22 protein-coding genes are annotated in these 20,678 nt (G+C 44.2%); 10 read left to right on the top strand and 12 right to left on the bottom strand.

Annotated elements, in window-relative coordinates; all coding sequences use genetic code 11:
• Positions 1-25 precede the first annotated feature (25 nt).
• Positions 26-799 (top strand): family 16 glycoside hydrolase, encoded by a 774-nt coding sequence (locus KIH41_RS06450; protein WP_214161905.1) that lies wholly within the window; start codon positions 26-28, stop codon positions 797-799.
• 168 nt (positions 800-967) lie between these two features.
• Here the strand turns inward: KIH41_RS06450 and KIH41_RS18130 are convergent, their stop codons facing one another.
• From KIH41_RS18130 to KIH41_RS18210, 3 genes are all read right to left on the bottom strand, one after another.
• Entirely contained in the window at positions 968-1,228 is a 261-nt protein-coding gene (locus KIH41_RS18130; protein ID WP_246538992.1) for a hypothetical protein, read from the bottom strand.
• Complete coding sequence (gene ltrA, locus KIH41_RS06455) at positions 1,186-2,259, bottom strand: group II intron reverse transcriptase/maturase (RefSeq protein ID WP_246538994.1); 1,074 nt, start codon at positions 2,257-2,259, stop codon at positions 1,186-1,188. The genes KIH41_RS18130 and ltrA overlap by 43 nt, the downstream gene beginning before the upstream one ends.
• A gap of 597 nt (positions 2,260-2,856) precedes the next feature.
• Positions 2,857-2,979 carry a hypothetical protein gene (locus KIH41_RS18210; RefSeq protein ID WP_262897960.1) on the bottom strand — a complete coding sequence of 41 codons (123 nt, stop codon included), beginning with the start codon at positions 2,977-2,979 and terminating at the stop codon, positions 2,857-2,859.
• A gap of 436 nt (positions 2,980-3,415) precedes the next feature.
• On the opposite strand from KIH41_RS18210, the gene KIH41_RS06460 reads away from it, so the two are divergent.
• The 6 genes from KIH41_RS06460 to KIH41_RS06485 all read left to right on the top strand — a co-directional run bounded on the left by KIH41_RS06460 (position 3,416) and on the right by KIH41_RS06485 (position 7,586).
• Positions 3,416-4,084: a virulence RhuM family protein gene (locus KIH41_RS06460; protein WP_214161906.1), complete on the top strand. Its 669-nt coding sequence runs from the start codon at positions 3,416-3,418 to the stop codon at positions 4,082-4,084.
• Between the two features lie 125 nt (positions 4,085-4,209).
• On the top strand, positions 4,210-4,563 hold the full coding sequence (locus KIH41_RS06465) for a nuclear transport factor 2 family protein (RefSeq protein WP_213943802.1): 354 nt from the start codon (positions 4,210-4,212) through the stop codon (positions 4,561-4,563).
• Positions 4,564-4,865: 302 nt separating this feature from the next.
• Complete coding sequence (locus tag KIH41_RS06470) at positions 4,866-6,005, top strand: FAD-dependent monooxygenase (RefSeq protein ID WP_214161907.1); 1,140 nt, start codon at positions 4,866-4,868, stop codon at positions 6,003-6,005.
• 151 nt (positions 6,006-6,156) lie between these two features.
• Positions 6,157-6,330, top strand: coding sequence for a hypothetical protein (locus KIH41_RS06475; protein ID WP_214161908.1), 174 nt, complete (start codon positions 6,157-6,159; stop codon positions 6,328-6,330).
• Between the two features lie 70 nt (positions 6,331-6,400).
• Positions 6,401-7,228 (top strand): SDR family NAD(P)-dependent oxidoreductase, encoded by an 828-nt coding sequence (locus KIH41_RS06480; protein ID WP_214161909.1) that lies wholly within the window; start codon positions 6,401-6,403, stop codon positions 7,226-7,228.
• Positions 7,229-7,370: 142 nt separating this feature from the next.
• Entirely contained in the window at positions 7,371-7,586 is a 216-nt protein-coding gene (locus KIH41_RS06485) for a hypothetical protein (RefSeq protein WP_214161910.1), read from the top strand.
• A 35-nt stretch (positions 7,587-7,621) separates the two neighbouring features.
• Here KIH41_RS06485 and KIH41_RS06490 read toward each other — a convergent pair whose 3' ends face one another.
• Positions 7,622-8,617 carry an IS110 family RNA-guided transposase gene (locus tag KIH41_RS06490; RefSeq protein WP_214161911.1) on the bottom strand — a complete coding sequence of 332 codons (996 nt, stop codon included), beginning with the start codon at positions 8,615-8,617 and terminating at the stop codon, positions 7,622-7,624.
• 569 nt (positions 8,618-9,186) lie between these two features.
• Here KIH41_RS06490 and KIH41_RS06495 point away from each other — a divergent pair.
• The 3 genes from KIH41_RS06495 to KIH41_RS06505 all read left to right on the top strand — a co-directional run bounded on the left by KIH41_RS06495 (position 9,187) and on the right by KIH41_RS06505 (position 12,704).
• Positions 9,187-10,509, top strand: a complete 1,323-nt coding sequence (locus KIH41_RS06495) for a sugar porter family MFS transporter (protein WP_214161912.1) — start codon at positions 9,187-9,189, stop codon at positions 10,507-10,509.
• Positions 10,510-10,699: 190 nt separating this feature from the next.
• Positions 10,700-11,578 carry a carbohydrate kinase family protein gene (locus KIH41_RS06500; RefSeq protein ID WP_214161913.1) on the top strand — a complete coding sequence of 293 codons (879 nt, stop codon included), beginning with the start codon at positions 10,700-10,702 and terminating at the stop codon, positions 11,576-11,578.
• A 25-nt stretch (positions 11,579-11,603) separates the two neighbouring features.
• Positions 11,604-12,704 (top strand): Gfo/Idh/MocA family protein, encoded by a 1,101-nt coding sequence (locus KIH41_RS06505; RefSeq protein WP_214161914.1) that lies wholly within the window; start codon positions 11,604-11,606, stop codon positions 12,702-12,704.
• Positions 12,705-12,721: 17 nt separating this feature from the next.
• Here the strand turns inward: KIH41_RS06505 and KIH41_RS06510 are convergent, their stop codons facing one another.
• The 8 genes from KIH41_RS06510 to KIH41_RS06545 form a co-directional block, all read right to left on the bottom strand.
• On the bottom strand, positions 12,722-13,288 hold the full coding sequence (locus KIH41_RS06510; protein ID WP_213943795.1) for a porin family protein: 567 nt from the start codon (positions 13,286-13,288) through the stop codon (positions 12,722-12,724).
• A gap of 60 nt (positions 13,289-13,348) precedes the next feature.
• The gene (locus KIH41_RS06515) at positions 13,349-13,954 is read right to left on the bottom strand and encodes a porin family protein (RefSeq protein WP_213943794.1); all 606 of its coding nucleotides are present in this window, start codon (positions 13,952-13,954) and stop codon (positions 13,349-13,351) included.
• A gap of 137 nt (positions 13,955-14,091) precedes the next feature.
• Positions 14,092-15,162: an alanine racemase gene (locus tag KIH41_RS06520; protein WP_213943793.1), complete on the bottom strand. Its 1,071-nt coding sequence runs from the start codon at positions 15,160-15,162 to the stop codon at positions 14,092-14,094.
• The gene (locus tag KIH41_RS06525) at positions 15,162-15,605 is read right to left on the bottom strand and encodes a GNAT family N-acetyltransferase (protein ID WP_214161915.1); all 444 of its coding nucleotides are present in this window, start codon (positions 15,603-15,605) and stop codon (positions 15,162-15,164) included. Before KIH41_RS06525 ends, KIH41_RS06520 begins: the two co-directional genes overlap by 1 nt.
• Before the next feature lie 5 nt (positions 15,606-15,610).
• Complete coding sequence (locus tag KIH41_RS06530) at positions 15,611-17,050, bottom strand: sodium:solute symporter family protein (protein ID WP_214161916.1); 1,440 nt, start codon at positions 17,048-17,050, stop codon at positions 15,611-15,613.
• 208 nt (positions 17,051-17,258) lie between these two features.
• A complete protein-coding gene (locus tag KIH41_RS06535) occupies positions 17,259-18,008 on the bottom strand; it encodes a succinate dehydrogenase/fumarate reductase iron-sulfur subunit (RefSeq protein WP_213943790.1) in 750 nt (249 codons plus the stop codon).
• A 27-nt stretch (positions 18,009-18,035) separates the two neighbouring features.
• Entirely contained in the window at positions 18,036-19,970 is a 1,935-nt protein-coding gene (locus KIH41_RS06540) for a fumarate reductase/succinate dehydrogenase flavoprotein subunit (RefSeq protein ID WP_214161917.1), read from the bottom strand.
• A gap of 12 nt (positions 19,971-19,982) precedes the next feature.
• The gene (locus KIH41_RS06545; RefSeq protein ID WP_214161918.1) at positions 19,983-20,666 is read right to left on the bottom strand and encodes a succinate dehydrogenase cytochrome b subunit; all 684 of its coding nucleotides are present in this window, start codon (positions 20,664-20,666) and stop codon (positions 19,983-19,985) included.
• Positions 20,667-20,678 lie beyond the last annotated feature (12 nt).

Raw genomic sequence — 20,678 nt, forward strand, 5'->3', positions numbered from 1 at the left:
ATGATTAACCTAAAAAAATGAATCAATGAAGATGTTTAAATTATTCACATGCCTAAGCTTAATTTTGGGAATTTACAATGGCGTTGTAGCCCAGAGTTCTGAAAATTGGCAGACTTTGAAGCTGGGCAAACAAACCTTTGAGCTTCATAATGTCACTGGTGAGATTGTAAAATTTCAGGGCAAAAAGGTTTTGAAAATTGAACGGGATTTAGAGGCCCTTCCATTTGATGCCAATCGGTTGGAAGAAACTGTTGACGAAACCCACTATGCTCGGCTTTTGGGCTTAGATGACTTTGAAAACGGAACGATAGAAGTAAAAATGTACAGCAAATTCCAAGACCCTTCGCCTTATGCTCCAGCTGCAGGTTTTATTGGAGTATATTTTAGAATAAAAGAAGATGATTCCGCCTTTGAATCTATTTATCTCCGACCTAAAGTAGGAAGAATAAATAACCAATATGCCAGAAATCATGCTGTTCAATATTTTTCATACCCTGATTATAAATTTCAGACCTTAAGGGATAATTTCCCGGCAGGAACCTATGAAGGTTCTGCCCCTGTAGCGATGGAAGAGTGGATTACCATGCGGATTGAGGTGAATGGTGAAACTGCTGAAATGTTTATCAATGACATGAAATATTCTTCTTTCATCGTGAATAAGATGTTAGGAAAAAATCAGAAGGGTTATGTTGGACTATATGTAGACATTGCGACAATTGGTTATTTTAAGGATTTGAAAGTGACCAAACGAGCCTTTAAAGACAAAAAGGAATTTGGACAGAAAATAGATGACATTTAATGGTTACTCAATTTGAATAAACAACCCCTAAAGAAAATGCCTATGCATAATCGAGTAGACGGCCGTGAGCCATAAGCCCACGGTGCGCCTACGCCACGGCGCACAAGTCTCACACCACTCCCGAAGGCTTTCGGGATACGGGTCTTCCCGATTATCATCGGGAGCGGTTCACTGGATTGTAGGTTGCGTTTTCAGGTAATAGGAAAGCATCGATTCATACCCTTTTCTTCTCAGGCGTGACAAAGTGATAGTAGTAATCAGAATCGGACTCTGGGCCACTGCCCATCCCCCTTTTCTGGTCCTGCTCCATGCATAGGCATGGTCTTGGTCCACTCCCAATCTAATCAGGTTTTTACGTTTCCGCTCCGGCTTTTTCTCCCGATATTCTATCGGGACCAGATACAATATCTGAGACGGTTTCTCAGCCACGCGTCGAGTGATTTAAGCTTTGCTTGGATGCTGGCAAGGCGGTAATTGTTTACCCATCCCCGCCAGACTTCAGCCAGCTTTTTCAGCCGTTCCTCAAAACTGTACGGTCTGGTTTTCTTGGTAATCTGCTTGAGCTTTCGTTTCAGGGATTCCCAACTGTTCTGTTTCACCACCAGCTGGTATTTTCCTCTCACCCCTTTCTGATAAGTCGGAACGAATGCGTGTCCCAACAATTCAAAGTTGGAGGGTCTTCGGATGCCGCTTTTCTCCCTGTTGATGGGCAGTCTGAGCTTGTCTTTTAGAAAAAGGTAAATCTCATTGCCCATTTTACGGGCTTCTCTTTTTGACTTGGTGTAGATACTGAAGTCGTCAGCATAGCGGACATATTTCAGGCTTCTCCTGTCCAGCTCCTTATCCAGAACATCCAATAGGATGTTGGACAGCAGCGGACTTATTGGAGAGCCCTGCGGAACGCCTTTTCTACGCCTGTGCAGTTTTCCGTCAATTTGGATTGGTGCACGTAGCCATTTTCGGATAAGCCGTAGGGTTGTCGGACATTTTACCTGCTGATAGATAAACTGTAGGAGGATTGAGTGGTCTACTTCATCGAAGAATCCTTTGAGGTCAATGTCCACTATGTCCTGATAACCATCGTTAATGTGTTTCAGAGCCTGTGTTACTGCCTTATGGATGTTCTTCTGCGGACGGAAGCCATAGCTGTATTCCTCGAACGTGAGTTCATACTTGGTCATCAGCACCTGGCTGGCTGCCTGTTGTAGCCATCTGTCCACCACTGTGGGGACTCCTAGCAATCTTGTTTTTCCGTTTTCCTTGGGGATTTCAACCCCTCTGATAGGTTGAGGCACGTACGTATGGTTGAGGATGCATGTGGCAATACTCTCCCTGTTGCTTTCCAAGTAGGATAACAATTCGGTGACTTTCATGCCGTCCACCCCAGCCGATCCTTTGTTCCGCACCACCTGTCGGTAGGCTTTGTAAAGGTTCTTACGGTTGAGTACTTTTTCTATCATAATTAATTTGTTAACCCTGTCCGCTTAAGATGGGGCTGCACCAATACGGTACTCCACATCGAACCTGCCTTCCGCAGGCAGGTTTGGACGTAATCCAGCGTTCAGTCCTTCATTACCCAGTGAGACCTCTGTAGATCATACAGCTCGTTACCGGTAACTACTATGACCTCGGCTGACTTCTTGGCTCATAGAAACCTAGTCTATTCCAACCCACCCCGCATCCTGGCCCTTCGCTAAAAATATCCACAGGATATTTTCTTTACGCTCAGTCCTCTTGGTAAGGTGAATATCCTTGTGTCTATCTCTGCCATATCTACCATTTTGGTACTTCCTCCCTATGGAAGGCTGGGACTTCGGTGTGCTGTGCCACCTCATCCGACCTCATGGCCTCAGTATATGGTTTCCCGCTGGGCGGGACAGGCTCTGTTCGTCAGTACAGACACCGCAGTCTGGCTTACTTCAGTGTATGGGTCACCCCAAACCACCTTGCCACTTGCTTGGCTTCGGGACAGCCTGTCCCGATAATTTCGGGATTACCCCCGCGCTTAGGGACTTTCACCCGTTGGAACGGTCAACTTTTTGACCTATATTCACCATTCAAGGCACACACAGCACCTTGGCTCCAGCGGGCAGAACCATGTAATTTAAAACAAACGGCATGGATAGCCCGCCGTCTCCAAGCTGAATCACGTTGTGGGCAATTATGCGATTCAAGAGCATAACTAATTCAAGATTAAGTCGTAAATTTAGATTTGGAACAACTAGAAATTTGATTATTAAAGCAGAACAGTTACCTGACATCAATCAATTGCTTTTGACTTTGGAAGGTCAATTCCCCAATTACAAAGTTGGTACATTTGGTTCTAAGCCTCTTAAAAGTATAATTGTTCAAAAATCTGGCATAATTGGCGCCCAAATAACCCTTCGCAATAACGAAATAATGGTTGATGCATGTTGCCCGAACATATTTGTGTCAGGTTTATTAGGTGCATTAAGTGCAATTTTCCCACCCTATATTAATTTCGAAATTAAGATTACAGATTTCTTGAGAAGTAAGTACAATTGATAATTTTTTCCAGCTGCCGAGAAGACAAGAAGTTTATTTAATCAAAGATCTCAAAAACTCAACGCAATGAAATTAGGTCAGATTTAGCTCATGAAGCAAAAAGGTGAAATAGTAATTTATCAGTCAGGTCAAGACGCACCTACTATTCACGTGCTTCTTGAAAATGACACCCTTTGGTTGGATCAATATCAGATTTCTGAATTGTTTGGCACTGACGGGACATCAATCGTTAGGCATATCCGAAATATTTACAAAACCTCTGAATTGGATGAAAAGGCAACTTGTGCAAAAATTACACAAGTTCAACAGGAAGGAGAAAGAACAGTAAAGAGACAGATAAAAATCTATAATTTGGATCTGATAATTTCTGTGGGTTATCGTGTTAATTCCAAACAGGGTACAACCTTTAGAATTTGGGCCAACAAGATCATTAAAGATCATCTGGTAAAAGGCTATACGTTTAACGAAAAGAGGTTATTCGAACTTCAAAAAACAATAAAACTTGTTAATAGAACAATCCAAAGTCTTGGTTCAGACGATCAGACTAAAGGTATATTTGAAGTTTTAGCTGAATTTTCGACTGCTTTGGATATTCTGGATGATTATGACCATCAAAGATTAAGTTTATCCGATACCCCAATCCAAGCAACTTTTAGAATATCCTACGAGGAAGCAAAACATGCTGTGGATGAATTAAAGAAAAGATTCGGTGGGTCAAGTCTTTTTGGAAATGAAAAAGACCAATCCTTTAAGGGTTGAAAGTAAACCTGAAGAAAAAGAAATGATGATCAATGTAGTCGTAAATCTTATAAACAGATCATAGAAAGAAGAAAAGCCCTAAATCCCCGCAGACTCATCCCCTACTCTTAAAATAATATTACAAAATGACCCCAAAAGACACCTTACATAAATGGATTGATGCCTTTAACAGAGCTGATGTAGAGGCTTTATCAGACCTATATGCAGAGCACGCAATCAACCATCAAGTGGCAAACGAACCGGTGGAAGGAAAAACCGCGATTAAGAAAATGTTTGAGGAGGAATTTACCAATGCTGAGATGACCTGCATACCGGAAAACGTGTTTGAAGATGGGGAATGGGCCATTTTGGAATGGAAGGACCCAATGGGACTTCGGGGTTGCGGATTTTTTCAGATTCAAAATGGAAAAATCGTTTTCCAACGCGGTTATTGGGATAAACTATCCTTCTTGAAATCACATAACCTACCAATCGAGTAAGCTTTGGACAAAAGAATCAAATTTTGACTAATTAGGAAAAACGGGACACCCCTAAAACTTAAAATAACGTTGGTAAGAGATAATGTTATTCACTCACAGATTCCACCATCTCCCCAGATGGTTGCGAACCTCAGTGGCCTTATCCGTTTGAGCATACTGGATCTACCCTGATCATCACCTACGTTTGCATTGAGGGCTGCGGCGAGAAATATGTGAAGCTGTAAACGATGGAATAGGTAAAAGAACTGTCAATAGATGCTTATATTTGATCATGAGTAGGCCATTAAGTCCTTCTAAAATCCATGATCGAAAAAAAGAAAATAGCTATCATAGGCGGCGGGATTGCCGGGCTGACCTTTGCCAGATGCTTGGGCAGCGATGAGTATGACATCAACATATTTGAACGGAAAGAAGATTTTGGGGAAATAGGTGCTGCCATCAGTGTTTTTCCCAATGCACTCTGCGTAATGGATGAATTGGGTCTGCTAGCCGATATTCTCAAAAACAGTGGGGAATTCAAAACGGTGTATCTTAAAACCGATAGCGGAGATATTTTAAGCAAGTCGGAGCCCAAAACTGACTATCCTGTAATCTGCATCCACAGAGCCGACCTACACGCCATACTTTTAAAAAACCTCGACGCCAAATTACACAATAATAGCCCTCTGAAGGAATTGTCCCAATTGGAAAATGGGCAGATCAAACTCACGTTTGATAACGGCGAAAGTGGCGTGTTTGATGCGGTAATTGGTGCCGACGGCATTCATTCGCAAGTGCGGAAACACGTATTCAATGATGGAGAGCCAATTTTCAGAGGCTACAACGTATGGCGTGGCGTGGTAAAAACCGATTTTGACATAGGCTACGGCAGCGAAACTTTCGGAAAAGGCCAAAGGGTGGGGATAGTGCCTATTAAAGATGGAGTATATGGCTGGTGGGCCACCTGCAATGAAGATTTCATGCAGGATGACAGCCCGGAAGGGGCCAAGGCTAAACTTAACAGGCTTTTCTCCAGTTGGCACGCTCCCATCCCGGACCTGATCCGCAAAACCGATAACATCCTAAAAAACGGCATAATGGACCGTAAACTCCGGAATGGCTGGACAAAAGGCCCTGTCACTTTGATCGGGGATGCCGCCCACCCCACCACGCCAAATTTGGGGCAAGGTGGGTGTATGGCTATTGAAGGCGCTTATATATTGGCAAAGTCCCTGCAAAAATACGGTTTGACCAAAATGGCTTTTGATCGATATGAAGAACTTCATTATCCCAGAGCAAAAAGCATCGTTAAAGAAAGCTTGAAACTTGGCAAAATGGGGCAACTAACCAATCCCCTACTCATTGGGTTGAGAAATTTCGCATTTAAGGCCATGCCATCCAGCGTGGCCATGAAGATGATCGATAAGTACTTTTCTTACAGAGTAACTAAACTGAATATTTAACATAGAAGCTGGATGCTTGATTGTAAAGTGGAATTAATCACCTGGGCTATTTTTAAATGTGCATATGGCAATAATCATTATGAGCTCCTTGCTCCTTAGGGAGCGCCGATGATTATTTTCATCCACGGGGTGGGGATGGACTGCAGAACGTTTGATAGTTCAGTTAGCCACTGGACTTTCTGCCCTTTGGATCAATTACCGGCAGGATTCCAACCTTTTTGATCCTCCATTCTTTTCGTTGGCCAATTATGAATTCAACGCACAAAACCGGCTTTTGCTCGGGGCAAGGTTTGCCGTGAGTTACAATTTCACACCGATACCTTAAGGCGTCGGCGGATTCCAATTTAAACATTTTCTTCTACAGAGACTTTTTAGGTAAAACTATAAAGCTAACCATGGAGCCAAGAATAGAGGGAAAAACCATCATCATTACGGGAGGCAGTTCGGGTATCGGGGCTGCTGCAGCCAGAGACTTTGCCAAAAGAGGAGCTAATGTAATCATCACCGGCAGGTCTGACCAGACCAAGCAGCTTGCCGGAGAAATCGGCTGCGAATACCATCTGGTGGATTATGCGAAACTGAGCTCTGTCCATGAATTTGCTAACACCATGCTAGCCAACCATCCTAAGATTGATGTACTAATCAATAATGTGGGCGGTGTAATTGCTGACCGCCAACTTACCGATGATGGTAACGAAATGACTTTCCAGATCAACCACCTAGGTGGATTTTTACTCACTTTGCTTTTAAAAGATCGTCTGGAAAAGTCGGCTGCCCTGGTCATCAACACCTCCAGCATGGCCAATAATATGGGTAAAATCAAACTCAAGGACCTCCAAAACGAAAAACCGTATAGCTCAATGAGAGCCTACGGACGGGCAAAACTGATGAATATTTTGCACGCCATGGAAATTGTAAACCGTTTTGAAAATGTAAAAGCAGGATCCTTCCATCCAGGGGTGGTATCCACGGGATTTGCCCGGGAAGGTGGTTTCTTGGCGAAACTTTTTTACAATACTTTCCTAAAAGACCTCTTCATGATCAGCCCTGAGAAGGGCGCCGACACCCTGATCTGGATGGTAACCAACCCTGATAAATGGAAGCCGGGAGAATATTATCACAAAAGAAAACCCGGCAAAAAGAACTCCCAAATCTCCGACAAACTGGCCTGGAAGTTATGGGAACGCTCCGAGAAGTTAGTGAAAGGGCAAATGGTACCTTAAATCAAGTTGTCCACCTGTGTACTCTTTATTGCCCATTTCCGTACAGCAAACCATCAAAAACGTCCTCTAATGGCTTCAAGGGGCTCTGGTATAGAACTTGGAGTTGGTAATGGAAATGTAAAATCATGACCAACTTCTTACTTTGGTGTATTCTTTTGATCCTGTGTTGGCCGATTGCGCTGGTAGCTATACTCCTCTACCCTTTAATTTGGCTGATCCTGTTGCCTTTCAGGCTGCTGGGCTGGGCGGTCAATCTTTCATTCGCTTTCATCACAGCTTTATTTATGCTTCCGTTTACTTTGGTAGGGAGGAAATGAAAAAATGGGCCACGAAGAATACCAACCTGCCTGTATTCTAAGGTTAAAGCAAGTAAAATAGTACAATTTTTCAATTTTATGCCGCAAACTTTAGGGTATCCACATAAGGGGATTGCCTGTTAACGACTGCAAATATCCTGGCTATTATTTTGTTTCTCACAATGTTGAGTGTGCTCATTTCATTTTTTCCCTCCGATATCCTCTTTTCGTAATACAGCTTCATTTCGGTGTTGTGCTGTATCGAGGTCCCCGCACATAGTGTCAGCAGGGTCTTTATACTTTTGTTGGCAAGGTGGCTTGTCTTTGTTTTGCCCCTGTAGGTGCCTGATGCGTTGGGAAAGGGTGCAGTGCCTGAATAGCTGGCAAACTTTCTCCATGAGCTGAACCTGGTAAACCCTCCGGTCAGCACAATCATGGCAAGGGCAGTTTGTGGCCCCACTCCCTTAATGGAGGTTATAAGCTTGTATTGGTTTTTCAACATTTCGTCCTCATTGACCAGCCTGATCATCTCTTTCTCCACTTTGGCAATCTGCAAAGTCAGGCACTCTATCATGTCTTCCTGTGTCTTTGCGTATACTTTTCCTTCCTGGGGACCGAAAACTCTTTTATATTCGCCCAGTGAGGCCTTGAAGCCGGCCCTTTGCTTTACCAGACGACTTCTTAGCGTCACGAGCTTTTTGAGCTCTTCCAGGACAGCTGACGGCATTTCGTACATGGCCAGCCTTTCCCTTTTCTCATAGGCATATTCCGCTATGAACTCGGAATCTGCCTTATCCGATTTACCCCTTCTTATGCCCATGGACCTTTTTAATTCCAGGCCCGGGACGATTGAAAAGGAGAAACCATGGGTGCTAAGAAAAACAGCAAGGTTCCGTGAATAAATGCCTGTAGATTCAAAAACTACCAGTATTTCCCTTGCAAGGACTTCACCTATATGATCCATTATCCATTCCACAAGCTGGGCAAACCCCTCTTCGTCGTTGGAAAACACCTCATGCAGACGCCCGTTTCTCAGGAAAACATCAATGGTGGATTTGCTGACATCGATTCCGATAAAAACTTTAAATTTCATAACTTTACAATAGTTTAAAGTGAAGTTGCTAAAACTATTACCTTTAGAAGGTCTGGAAACCTATAATTCTAACTGGTTCTGAAGCAACTGAATTAAGAATGGGGACTGATACAGGCAATAGGTCTTTCCTGGACGGCAGCTAAGTTCACCCCATTCTTTTTTTGTTTAAGATACGCTATTAGGTATAATTCACCAATAGATGTCAAAAACACCCTTTAACGGGTCTCAGAGGCAGTTTATTTGAATAGTTATATTATGCAAATCTAAAGGACGGCAGTCAGGGTTCTCACGAAGTCGCACAAAGGCTTCTTCGCGGAGAAAAATATAAAAGCTTGAGAAAANTAAAAAAAGTTTCATAAAGCTTCTTCGTGGAATATCATATCTCAGCGGCCGGATTGAATCCCAGATTGGGTTTCTTAACCGCTCAAAATCCAAATAGCCTCAAAATTTCTCCGCAAAACCATTTGTCCTAGGATGTTCATAGTACATAGTACTCTTTGTACCTAGTACAACCATCCCCTTTCATTTCCTCTCTTTTTTACCTAATTTAAAAAAACTTTTGTCTGTAGATGAAAAATAGAGGATATGTTTATTTCCTTTCCATAGTAGCTGCTCTGGGTGGATTTTTATTTGGGTTTGATACGGCGGTGATATCTGGGGCCGAGCGGGCCATTCAGGTCAATTGGAACCTGAGTGACTGGTATCATGGGCTGGCGGTAGCCATTGCATTGTACGGAACTGTTCTGGGGGCGCTCTTTGGCGGCTTGCCATCTGATTTATACGGCAGGAAAAAAGTTCTGCTCTGGATAGGCGTACTGTATTTCATTTCGGCGTTGGGTTCTGCGATGGCCACGGAAGTGTATTCTTTCATGCTTTTCCGCTTTCTGGGAGGACTTGGCGTCGGCGCCTCCTCGGTGGTGGCCCCCATGTACATCAGCGAAATAGCCCCTGCCAAAGACCGTGGGAAATTGGTAGCGTTATACCAATTCAACATCGTTTTCGGCATCTTAATGGCCTATTTCAGCAATTACCTGATTGGGATTACGATCACCATAGATGCCTGGAGGTACATGCTTGGCGTGGAAGCCATTCCCGCCTTGATTTATACTTTGCTGGTTTTTAAAGTTCCTGAAAGCCCCCGATGGATGGTCCTTAAAAAAGGCAATACGGCAGTAGCTTTAGAAATCCTTACCAAGACTGACCCCGAAGCGGCAGAGGAAATTATATCCAGGGCCAAATCTGAGAGCCTGCAGCAACAAAATTCGCTTAGCTTCTTTTCCCTATTCAGAAAAGAACACCTAAATATCAGCTTAATGGCAGTTGCCATTGCCGTTTTCAACCAGGTCTCTGGCATCAACGCAATCATCTATTTTGCCCCGAGGATTTTTGAAATGGCCGGCATAGCCACCGAAAGTGCCCTACTTTCCACTATTGGGATTGGGGTGGTCAACCTGATTTGCACCATGCTCGGACTGTTATTGATCGACCGTATGGGAAGGAGGTTTTTGATGTTGGTGGGATCGGCAGGATATATCGTGTCCCTCACCTTGATGGCTCTGAGTTTTCAGGGAGAATATTTCCCATCCGGCTGGCTGCCCATATTCGTGTTTATCTTTATTGGCGCCCACGCCATAGGCCAGGGAAGTGTGATTTGGGTATTTATCTCGGAGATCTTCCCCAACAAGCTGAGGGCAAAAGGCCAGTCTTTGGGGTCCTTTACACATTGGATATTGGCCGCTTTGATAGCCAACATTTTCCCCTTCCTAGCAGGTAAATTCGGCCCAACATTAATATTTTCCTTTTTCGGTTTAATGATGGTCGTGCAGCTCCTTTGGGTGCTATTTGTGATGCCGGAAACGAAAGGCAAATCACTAGAAGAGATCAAGGTGTAGCGGAAAGCAAAATCACGGTTAATTGTTACGTGGGATTTCTTCCTCGGGAGCGGTTTTTCTTTGCCAGACAAGTTGGGTTAAAAAAATCGTATATTTAAAAAAGAAAATGATATGAAGTCAATTCGAATTGACATATTGAACCCAAAAGTTTAATTTTCTACTTCTTTCACCTTCCTAAACACTACCCCCAATGAAACAAACCATATGCTTTGGCGAAGTTCTTTTTGATCAATTTAGGGATAAATCCATACCGGGTGGGGCTCCTATGAATGTGGCATTGCATTTTCAGCAACTTGGATTTCAGAGCCTTATGATCTCCATGGTTGGGAAGGACCGGCAAGGTGAGGAGCTTTTGAGTTTTTTGAAAGAAAGAAACCTAAATACTTCATTGATAGGGATTCACGAGTCCCTACCCACAGGGTTGGTGTTGGTGAATGACCAAGACCCCAAAAATGTCACGTATGAGATCGTAGAGCCAGCAGCCTATGATGAAATAACCTGGTCGGAGGAAGCCCAGGAGGCTATTGACCAGTCAGAGGTTTTTGTATATGGGAGTTTGGCCACTCGGAACGAAATCTCACGAAAATCCCTTTTGAAATACCTATCCCATACTTCGACACTTAAAGTTTTTGACATCAACATTCGTCCACCTTTTGATGATCTGGAGCTGTTGGAAGATATTCTTGTGCATACGGATATTTTAAAAGTAAACGAACATGAATTGCAGATTTTGGCTGATTACCATGAGTTCGGAAATGATCCAGAGATCACTTGTGAAAAACTGGAGGAGGCATATGACCTTCGGTTGATCTGCGTCACGAGAGGAGATAAAGGGGCTATGATTTCTCAAAAAGGCGAAATTTTCGAACATGAAGGGTACCAAACCGAGGTTGTGGACACTGTTGGGTCAGGGGATGCATTTTTGGCGGCATTGATTTATGGCTATCTGGAAGGGGAAAAATTGGAGGACATGCTCGACTTTGCCTGTGCTCTGGGCACCTATGTGGCAAGCCATAAAGGAGCCACCCCAAAATACGATATTCAAACAGTCAGGCAGATCATGGGTTAAATAATACTATCGAACCAAAACGAATATGAAAAGAAGAAACTTTTTGCACAACACCATGCTTTCCACCTCTGCTTTGACACTCGCCAGCTTCCCCCTCATTTGGCCATCCTCCAAAAAGAACCCCAAACAAAATAACGAGGACAAAATTGGCGTAGCCTTGGTCGGACTGGGCGGCTATAGTAAAAATCAATTGGCCCCAGCTTTGGAGCAGACCGAGCATTGCTATCTGGCGGGAATTGTAACAGGCAGCCCCGAAAAAATTCCGGAATGGCAAAAGAAATACAACATCCCCGATGGCAATGTCTACAATTATGAAAACATGGATGACATCACCAATAATGACGATATAGATGTCATATACATCGTGCTCCCCAGCGGAATGCACGCTGAATATGCCATCAAAGCTGCCAATACCGGCAAGCATGTGTGGTGCGAAAAACCCATGGCCAAAACGGTAGAAGAGTGCCAGTCTATCATCGATGCGTGCAACAAGAACAACGTCAAGCTCACCATAGGCTATAGAATGCAGCACGAGCCTAACACCCAAAACTTCAAAAAATGGGTGGAAGAGAGAAAATTCGGGGAAGTCAAGATGATAGAGGCCATGGCAGGGTTTTATTCTTTCCGTACTGGCCACTGGCGTTTGGACAAAGAAATGGGAGGCGGTGCGCTTTACGATATGGGCGTGTACAGTATTAATGCCGCCCGGTATGTGCTTCAGCAAGAGCCGATATCGGTGATGGCTTACGAAAGCACCACGCGGCCTGAAATCTTTACCGAAGTGGATGAAACCATGAATTTCATCCTTGAATTTCCAGACGGGGTGATGGCCAATTGTGCCACAAGCTTTGGTATCAACATGAACCGACTAATTGTCACCGCACAGGATGGGCATTTCCGGATGGAACCTTTCCAATCTTACAATGGCTTAAAAGGGTTTTCCTCTGATGGAAGCCAGTTTAGTGATAAAATCAAAAACCAACAGGCGAAGCAGATGGACAATGATGCCTTGGCAATAAAAGAGAATAAGGATGTGATGGTGCCCGGTGAAGAGGGGCTGAAAGATATCAAAGTTGTAGAAGCGATCTTTAAATCAGCGGAAGAAGGTAGGAGGGTTGAGATTTAAGTGGTAAGTACCTTTTACTAAAAATTCTTTCCTAGAGATATCTTGACTACGTTATGTCGGGTATCCATTCCATCATATTCTATGCTGGACAACCCAAAATCATAACTTCCCTGTAGGTTAAACCCAAGTGGAAGGCTCAAGCCTATACCCACAACTCCGCTGAGATCATAATCTCTTAGATTGTCTGTTGTGGTAAAGCTGGTTGAACCATTATAATTGCGGCCTACAAGATAAGACGCTTGTGGTCCGGCAAATATATTTACCAAGGGAAACACGGTGATTCTAAGCAAAACAGGCACATCGATATAATGAAGCCTATCTGTTGCAGCTCCCATAGGAGAGGATTCACCTGCACGGAAACCCTTTTGGCTATATTGCACGCCTGGCTCTACACTGATAAGCCCTAGGGCGTTCATCCTAAAATATGTTCCCGCATGAAATCCTGTGTAAGTCCCAGCTTCAATACCGGAAATGGTCGGGTAATTTAAACCTCCCCTCACACCCACTTGTAAAAACTGGGCTTCGGCGTTTTGGAAGCTAATGGCGGAAAACACCATCATAAAGGCAAATAGTAACTTTTTCATAGACTTAAAATTAAAAGCAAGCCCCTAAAAGGAGCTTGCAGTATGGTAAGTTGGTTTATGTTAGAAACTATAACCTAGTGAAACTTTAAAGCCTCTGTTATAAATTTCGGCATTACTGTCCTGGAACACAGGGGTAAGACCAAGGTCATAACTTCCCTGAAGGTTCAGTCCCATTGGCAAGTTATACCCTAGACCAAAAACCAGTCCAGCATCTAAAGAATTTACATTGTTGGTGTCCCACACGAAGGTATTTCCAAACAAATCTCCTTCAAACCTCGATCTTAGCAAGATAGAACCCTGCGGACCGGCGAAGAAATTCAAGCCATCAGTGGCATAAAATCTCAACAGAATAGGCACATCGATGTAATCCAAGACAGCTCTGCTGTTTGCAAACCCGTCATTTTGGGTTCCTTTTACTGAGTAATAGGCACCTGGCTCAATGGAGAATCGGTCGGTTACAAACATGTTACCATATAGACCGGCGTGAAACCCTGTTCTATTGGTGTAGCCATTGTTTGATGCATCACTTCCACCCCAATTGAAAAAGTTAGCACCGCCTCTTATACCTACAGTCGCTACTTGGTCAGCTGCTGGGGTTCTCATTTGGGCATTTGCAGAAAACGACAGCGAAACCGCCGCCAAGACACCTAAAATTAGCTTTTTCATAATTTCAAATAGTTGGTTTAGACCCCAACTATTACGAAATCTGTGCCAATAGCCCAAAAATGGCAATAGCCACCATAAAGAGCCTTGCTGAAAAAGGACTTATGGTGGCTATTGAAAACGAGCATAAATGAAGGTAATTATTTGACCCTCTTTTCTATATAATAAGAATTCAGAATGGCCAAGGCACCCATATATTTAAGATTAAATTTGATCAGGTCTCCGACTTTGTAATTCTTGGGATTTTCTCCCAGATCCAGGATCAGCATATCAGAACTGGCCCCAAGGATTTCAAATTCACCATCTTCCGCAAGAAGGTATTTGGGATCCACATCCAGCAGTCCTATATCCAGGATAGCCCTAAAACTGGATTTTCCATATAGGCTTTCATCTATATCCAACACATCCCCTTGCGGATTGGCGGCGAGTACACCTGTAGGCAGCAAGGGCTTTTCCTGCATTTCGATGATTTCAGTATAAAGCTCAAATACATCCCCGTACATTCCATCAATTACCTTTTCCTCAAAAAGATCAACCCCAAAATAGAGTGTCTCTCCCACTCTGAAGTGGTTTACCCCTTGGGGAAGCTGATGCCTTAGCATCAAAGGAATGGTAACAGAGGTGCCAGCGGAAACCCATGGAATGTCTTTATTGAATTTGAGTTCAATAATCTGCTTATAAAGACAAAGCTGAATAAGCTTATCCGTGGAAGGCATCACGCCATTCAGGCAGTTCAGATTGGTACCGAGGCCAATCACTTCAATATTGGGCAATTCGAAGATTTGGGCGTAAAAATCAATCAGGTAATCCCCCATCACCCCCTCACGGAGGTCACCGGTTTCTACCATGATAATGATTTTATGTTTTTTGTTTTGGCGTACAGCCTCCTCGCTGATCCATTTTATGGTAGAGAGTTCACTATTCAGGCTGACATCGGCATACTTGACCATATCGGCCATGTTCCGCTTGGAAGCGGGTTTGATGTAGACCGTCTGCACATCGGGGTTGAGTTCCTTGACTTTGGCCAGATTGCTGATCCTGGAGTCATGGATCTCATCCACTCCTAGGTTGATGAGTTCCTTGAGATAAAGTTCATTGCCGCAAAGCAGCTTGGATACTACTCCCCAAGCAACCCCGCTATCATTGAATTTCTCTTTCAGGAAATCGAAATTGGTTTTTAATTTATCTCTGTAAAGGTTTAAGAATGCCATTACTTTTTAAGTCTCATTTCTAAATACTTGTTGGTAAAGCCCAGGCTCTCATATAACTTTTTAGCGGGATTATCTGGTTCCACATGCAGGGCTATGTCTCCGTTGGCAGATTCAATGGCCTGAGCCATGAGCTTTTTTCCCACTCCCTTACCTCTTTGGGAGCCGTCTACAGCAATATACACCAATATATATTCCGGGATGTAGCCTGACATGCCTGTTTCGTTGAGCACAACGGCCCCCACTATTTTTTGGTCCTCCTTGGCAGTTACCACAAATCCTCCTCCCCGGTTCAGTTCCGCGTTTAGGGCATAATCCAGACACTTCATGATGTCTTCTTTTGGATCACCATATTGGTCCAAATGGGTGAAGAGAAAGCTTGCAATCTCATCTTTCAGTTCGAAATTTGCTTGGTCTGATGGTGTAATGGTATTAAGTTGTAGCATATAGGTTATTGTTTGATAATATAATTTCGTTTTTCTTTAGTTTTCAACTTATTTACTAGCAAAAATAGCGCTAGAGACATAGTGACCCCAAATAAATTGGGATCAAGGCCAAATGGCAGCGGCCAACCGCCCAATGAAAGCACAAGAGTGGTCAATCCACCCCCTACCATGGCCGACATTGCCGCCTGTGGGTTGGTATTGCCCCAAAATATGGCCGCCAATAGTGGAACCAAAAGGCCTGAGACCATAAAAGCATAAGAATAGATCATCAATTCCAGAACATTGGTCATCTGCAGGGCGATCATCAAGGCCACCGCTCCTATTATTAATGTAAATAACTGGCTGAGACGCATGTTTTTCTTATCCGATTGGCGGTCAAAGAATTTCTTGAACAAATCCGTGGTAAGGTTACCCGAAGCTGCCATCAGGCAGGAATCAGCCGTGGATAGCACTGCCGAGAAGTAGGCTGACATCATCAAGCCCATGATACCCGCCGGCAGTACCGTGCTCAACAGAATCGGGAGACCCATTTCGGGATCCATCTCTCCGCCCACAGCCTCTATCAAACCTTGCTCAAAGGCAACCCGTGACAGCAACCCCAAAGCCACCCCCATAAAGGCCATAATGGGCCACTCAAAGAACCCAGCAATGAACCAGGCCTTTTTGGCGGAAGCGACATCCCTGCTGGCGAAAATCCGTTGATACAGCGTCATTCCCACAAACCAGATCGGCATGATGGTCACTCCCCAGTTTACAAAATCCTGCCAGCGCAGGTTGGTAAGGCTGAAAAACTCATCAGGAAGTGTTTCCCTGATGGACTCCCATCCTCCCACATGGTAATAACTGATGGGCAAGCCGATGAAAATGAAGCCCAAAAGCAAAATTATCCACTGGATGGTATCGGTATAGATCACCGCTTTCAACCCACCCAAAACCGTGTAAACCACGGCAATAATCCCCATGATCACCAAGGCTGTATGGAGGCTCAGTCCATCAAAGGTTCCCGAGGCAAGTTTTGCACCGGCAAGAAGCTGGCTGGAAGTAAAACCGAGATAGCCGATGAAGCATATCAAGGCCGCCACGATAGCCACCTGGTTGTTGTAAAGATGTTTGAAAATCTGGGGAAAGGTATAGAAGCTGGCAAAAGCAGGATTGGATTTGACTTTGGGGATTAGGTAAACAGCTGCCAGCCAGGCCCCAAGGAGGCCTGTAAACAACATCCAGCTTCCCGAAATACCCATCAGAAATCCTAATCCTCCCAAGCCGACGGAGAATCCGCCGCCCACATCGGTGGCCACCACCGAAAGGCCGATATGCCAAGGACCGATAGAGCGGCCGCCTACGTAGTAGTCATCCTGCCCTGTATTGCTCCGCATAAAATAATACCCGACCCCGAGCATTACGATCATATAAACAAAAAATATAATTAGGTCTATCAAAGCCATTATTTAGGTCCATCTTGGACTGTTTGGTTAAACAAACCATGCAATTTATTGGAATAAAGGGGAATTCCTAATTACCGTGGAAAAAGGGGGTGATATGGTGCTATTTTAAGGATGAATGGAAAAAAAATTAGGAACTAAGAATTGAAATGAAAAATTGATTTCCATCCCTAATTCCTAATTCCTAATTATTAATTTTTAATTAATACTATCAGGTATTTTCGCTGCTCACTACGGCAGAGAAGTATTCGCGGTTCATTCTTGCGATGTTGGTCAATGATATGCCTTTAGGGCATTCGGCAGAACATGCCCCGGTGTTGGTACAAGCACCAAAGCCTTCAGCATCCATCTGGGCAACCATTTTCTCCGCTCTTTCTTTTCTCTCTACCTGTCCCTGTGGCAATAAGGCCAATTGGGAGATCTTGGCAGACACAAAAAGCATGGCAGAGGCATTTTTACAAGCCGCCACACAAGCTCCACAACCAATACAGGTCGCCGCATCAAATGCCTCATCGGCAATCAACTTAGGAATTGGAATCTCGTTGGCATCAGGCACCCCTCCGGTGTTTACACTTACATAACCACCTGCCTGCTGGATTCTGTCAAATGCAGAACGGTCGGTGATCAAGTCTTTCATCACGGGGAAGCCGGCTGCTCTCCAAGGCTCGATGGTGATGGTATCTCCATCTGCAAATGATCTCATGTGCAACTGACAAGTGGTCGTCTGCTGAGGTCCGTGAGGGTGGCCGTTGATGTAAAGTGAACACATCCCGCAGATACCTTCCCTACAGTCATGGTCAAAATGCACTGGGTCCTCCCCTTTTTCGGAAAGCTGCTCATTCAAAACGTCCAGCATCTCCAAGAACGACATATCCGTAGAAATGCCGCTTACTTTATAGTCTACAAAACCACCTTTATCTTTGTGGTTTTTCTGTCTCCAGATTTTTAAGGTTAAATTCATCACAATTTCTCTTTTTTCGATGATTGATTACTTGTAACTTCTTTGCGTCAACTTCACTTCTTCAAACTTCAACTCTTCTTTGTGAAGTTCTTCTTCCACACCCTCTCCGACGAATTTCCAGGCTCCTACATAAGCAAAGTTTTCGTCATCACGAAGTGCTTCACCGTCTTCGGTCTGGTATTCTTCACGGAAGTGACCGCCACAAGATTCATTTCTATGGAGTGCATCGTCCACCATCAATTCACCCAACTCAATGAAATCAGCCACTCTGTGGGCTTTTTCCAATGACTGGTTAAGTTCGTCGTTGGTACCTATTACTTTAACATCTTTCCAAAATTCAGCTTTCAATTCCTTGATCATGCCTTTAGCTTTCTGCAGACCTTCAGCCGTCCTGGCCATTCCGCAGTATTCCCACATGATCTTACCCAACCTCTTGTGGAAGTGGTCAATGGTTTTGGAACCATTGATGGTAAGAAGTTTCTGGATTTTGTCTTTGATTTCCTTTTCAGCCTTTTGGAACTCAGGATGATCAGTAGATACCTTGTCGTAAGGCATTCCCGCTAGGTAGTCTCCGATAGTATAAGGAATAACAAAATAACCATCCGCAAGACCCTGCATCAAGGCAGAAGCACCAAGTCTGTTGGCACCGTGATCTGAGAAGTTGGCCTCTCCCAAGGCATACAGACCAGGTACGTTGGTCATCAGGTTGTAATCCACCCAAAGGCCACCCATAGTGTAGTGAACCGCCGGATAGATCATCATTGGCTGCTTGTAAGGGTTGTCGCCGGTGATCTGTTGATACATATCAAACAGGTTACCGTATTTGCTTCTTACCAAGTCTTCCCCGTCACGCTGGATGGCATCACGGAAATCCAAGAATACCGCCTCCCCTGTTTCGTTTACGCCTCTTCCTTCGTCACACACATATTTGGCATTTCGGGAAGCCACATCTCTAGGGACAAGGTTACCGAAAGAAGGGTATCTTCTTTCCAAATAGTAATCTCTGTCCTCATCCTTAATATCGCTTGGCTTGATTTCTTTTTTGCGTAGCTTTTGCGCCAACTCAACGGTCTTTGGAACCCATACCCTACCGTCATTTCTCAATGACTCTGACATCAAGGTCAACTTGGACTGGTGGTCACCCGAAACCGGGATACAAGTAGGGTGAATCTGGGTGTAGCAAGGGTTAGCGAACAAAGCGCCTTTTTTGTGTGCTCTCCAAGCAGCAGTCACGTTAGAGCCCATTGCATTGGTAGAAAGGAAGAATACGTTACCGTAACCACCTGTACAAAGCAATACGGCGTGTGCACTATGTTTTTCAATGGCACCCGTGATCAGGTTTCTGGTGATGATACCTCTGGTTTTTCCTTCGACGTTGACAATGTCCATCATCTCGGTACGAGGATAAAGTTTCACCTTACCATTGGCTACCTGGCGGCTAAGGGCAGAATAGGCCCCCAATAGCAACTGCTGTCCAGTTTGGCCTCTGGCGTAAAATGTCCTGGACACCTGAGCCCCACCAAAAGAACGGTTGGCCAAAAGCCCTCCATATTCTCTGGCAAAAGGAACACCCTGGGCCACACATTGGTCAATGATATTTACAGATACTTCGGCAAGTCTGTACACGTTGCCTTCTCTGGCTCTATAATCGCCACCTTTTACGGTGTCATAAAACAATCTATAAATGGAGTCCCCATCATTTTGGTAATTTTTGGCAGCATTGATACCACCTTGAGCCGCGATGGAGTGCGCTCTACGAGGGCTGTCCTGAAAACAAAAAGCTTTTACGTTGTAGCCAAGTTCAGCTAGGGATGCTGCCGCAGAAGCACCTGCCAAGCCCGTACCTACCACGATGACATCATACTTCCTCTTATTGGCCGGATTGACCAGCTTCATGTTAAATTTATGCTTGGTCCACTTTTCAGCTATAGGACCTGCAGGTATTTTAGAATCGAGTATCATATCTACTTATGGTTAATTCAAGGTGAAGTATATATAAAGTGGCATGCTGGCGAAAAGTGCAGGTACCACGATTGCAAACGCTCTGCCGACAAACTGGATGGCTGGCGTATATTTCTTATGGTTTAGGCCAAGGGTTTGGAAGGCACTCTCAAAACCATGATACAGGTGAAAGCCCAACAGGATCATGGAGATCACATAAAGCGCTACCAACCATTCTTGCTGGAAAGCAAAAACCACAATTTCAAAAAGATCTTTATATACTACCCCGTCATAAGTTACTTTTGGCATATCACCCCAGTGCATCTGATACCAGAAACCTTGAAGGTGAACTACCAAGAAAATTAGGATGAAAGTACCTAAGATGCCCATGTTTCTGGAGTTCCAGCTGCTTTCCTTGGGAGGATTGACTTGATTGTATCCGATTGGTCTGGCCTTCTTGTTCATGGAGGTCAACACAATGGAATAAACAACGTGAAGAATTACTGATAAATAAGTGGTGATGGACAGGATCTGCACAAACTGGTTAGTAGTCATAAAATCGGCATATTCATTGAATGCCTGACCACCATCATCTTTGAACAAAAGCAAGTTACCAGTCACGTGCCCGATCAGAAATATAACCAGGAATAACCCTGTGAGGGCCATGATCAATTTGCGGCCCAGCGAACTGTTGAAGGTCTTCGTTACCCAACTCATAAACTCGTGTTT

It is taken from the genome of Litoribacter ruber (assembly GCF_018500185.1).
Lineage (GTDB): Bacteria > Bacteroidota > Bacteroidia > Cytophagales > Cyclobacteriaceae > Litoribacter > Litoribacter ruber.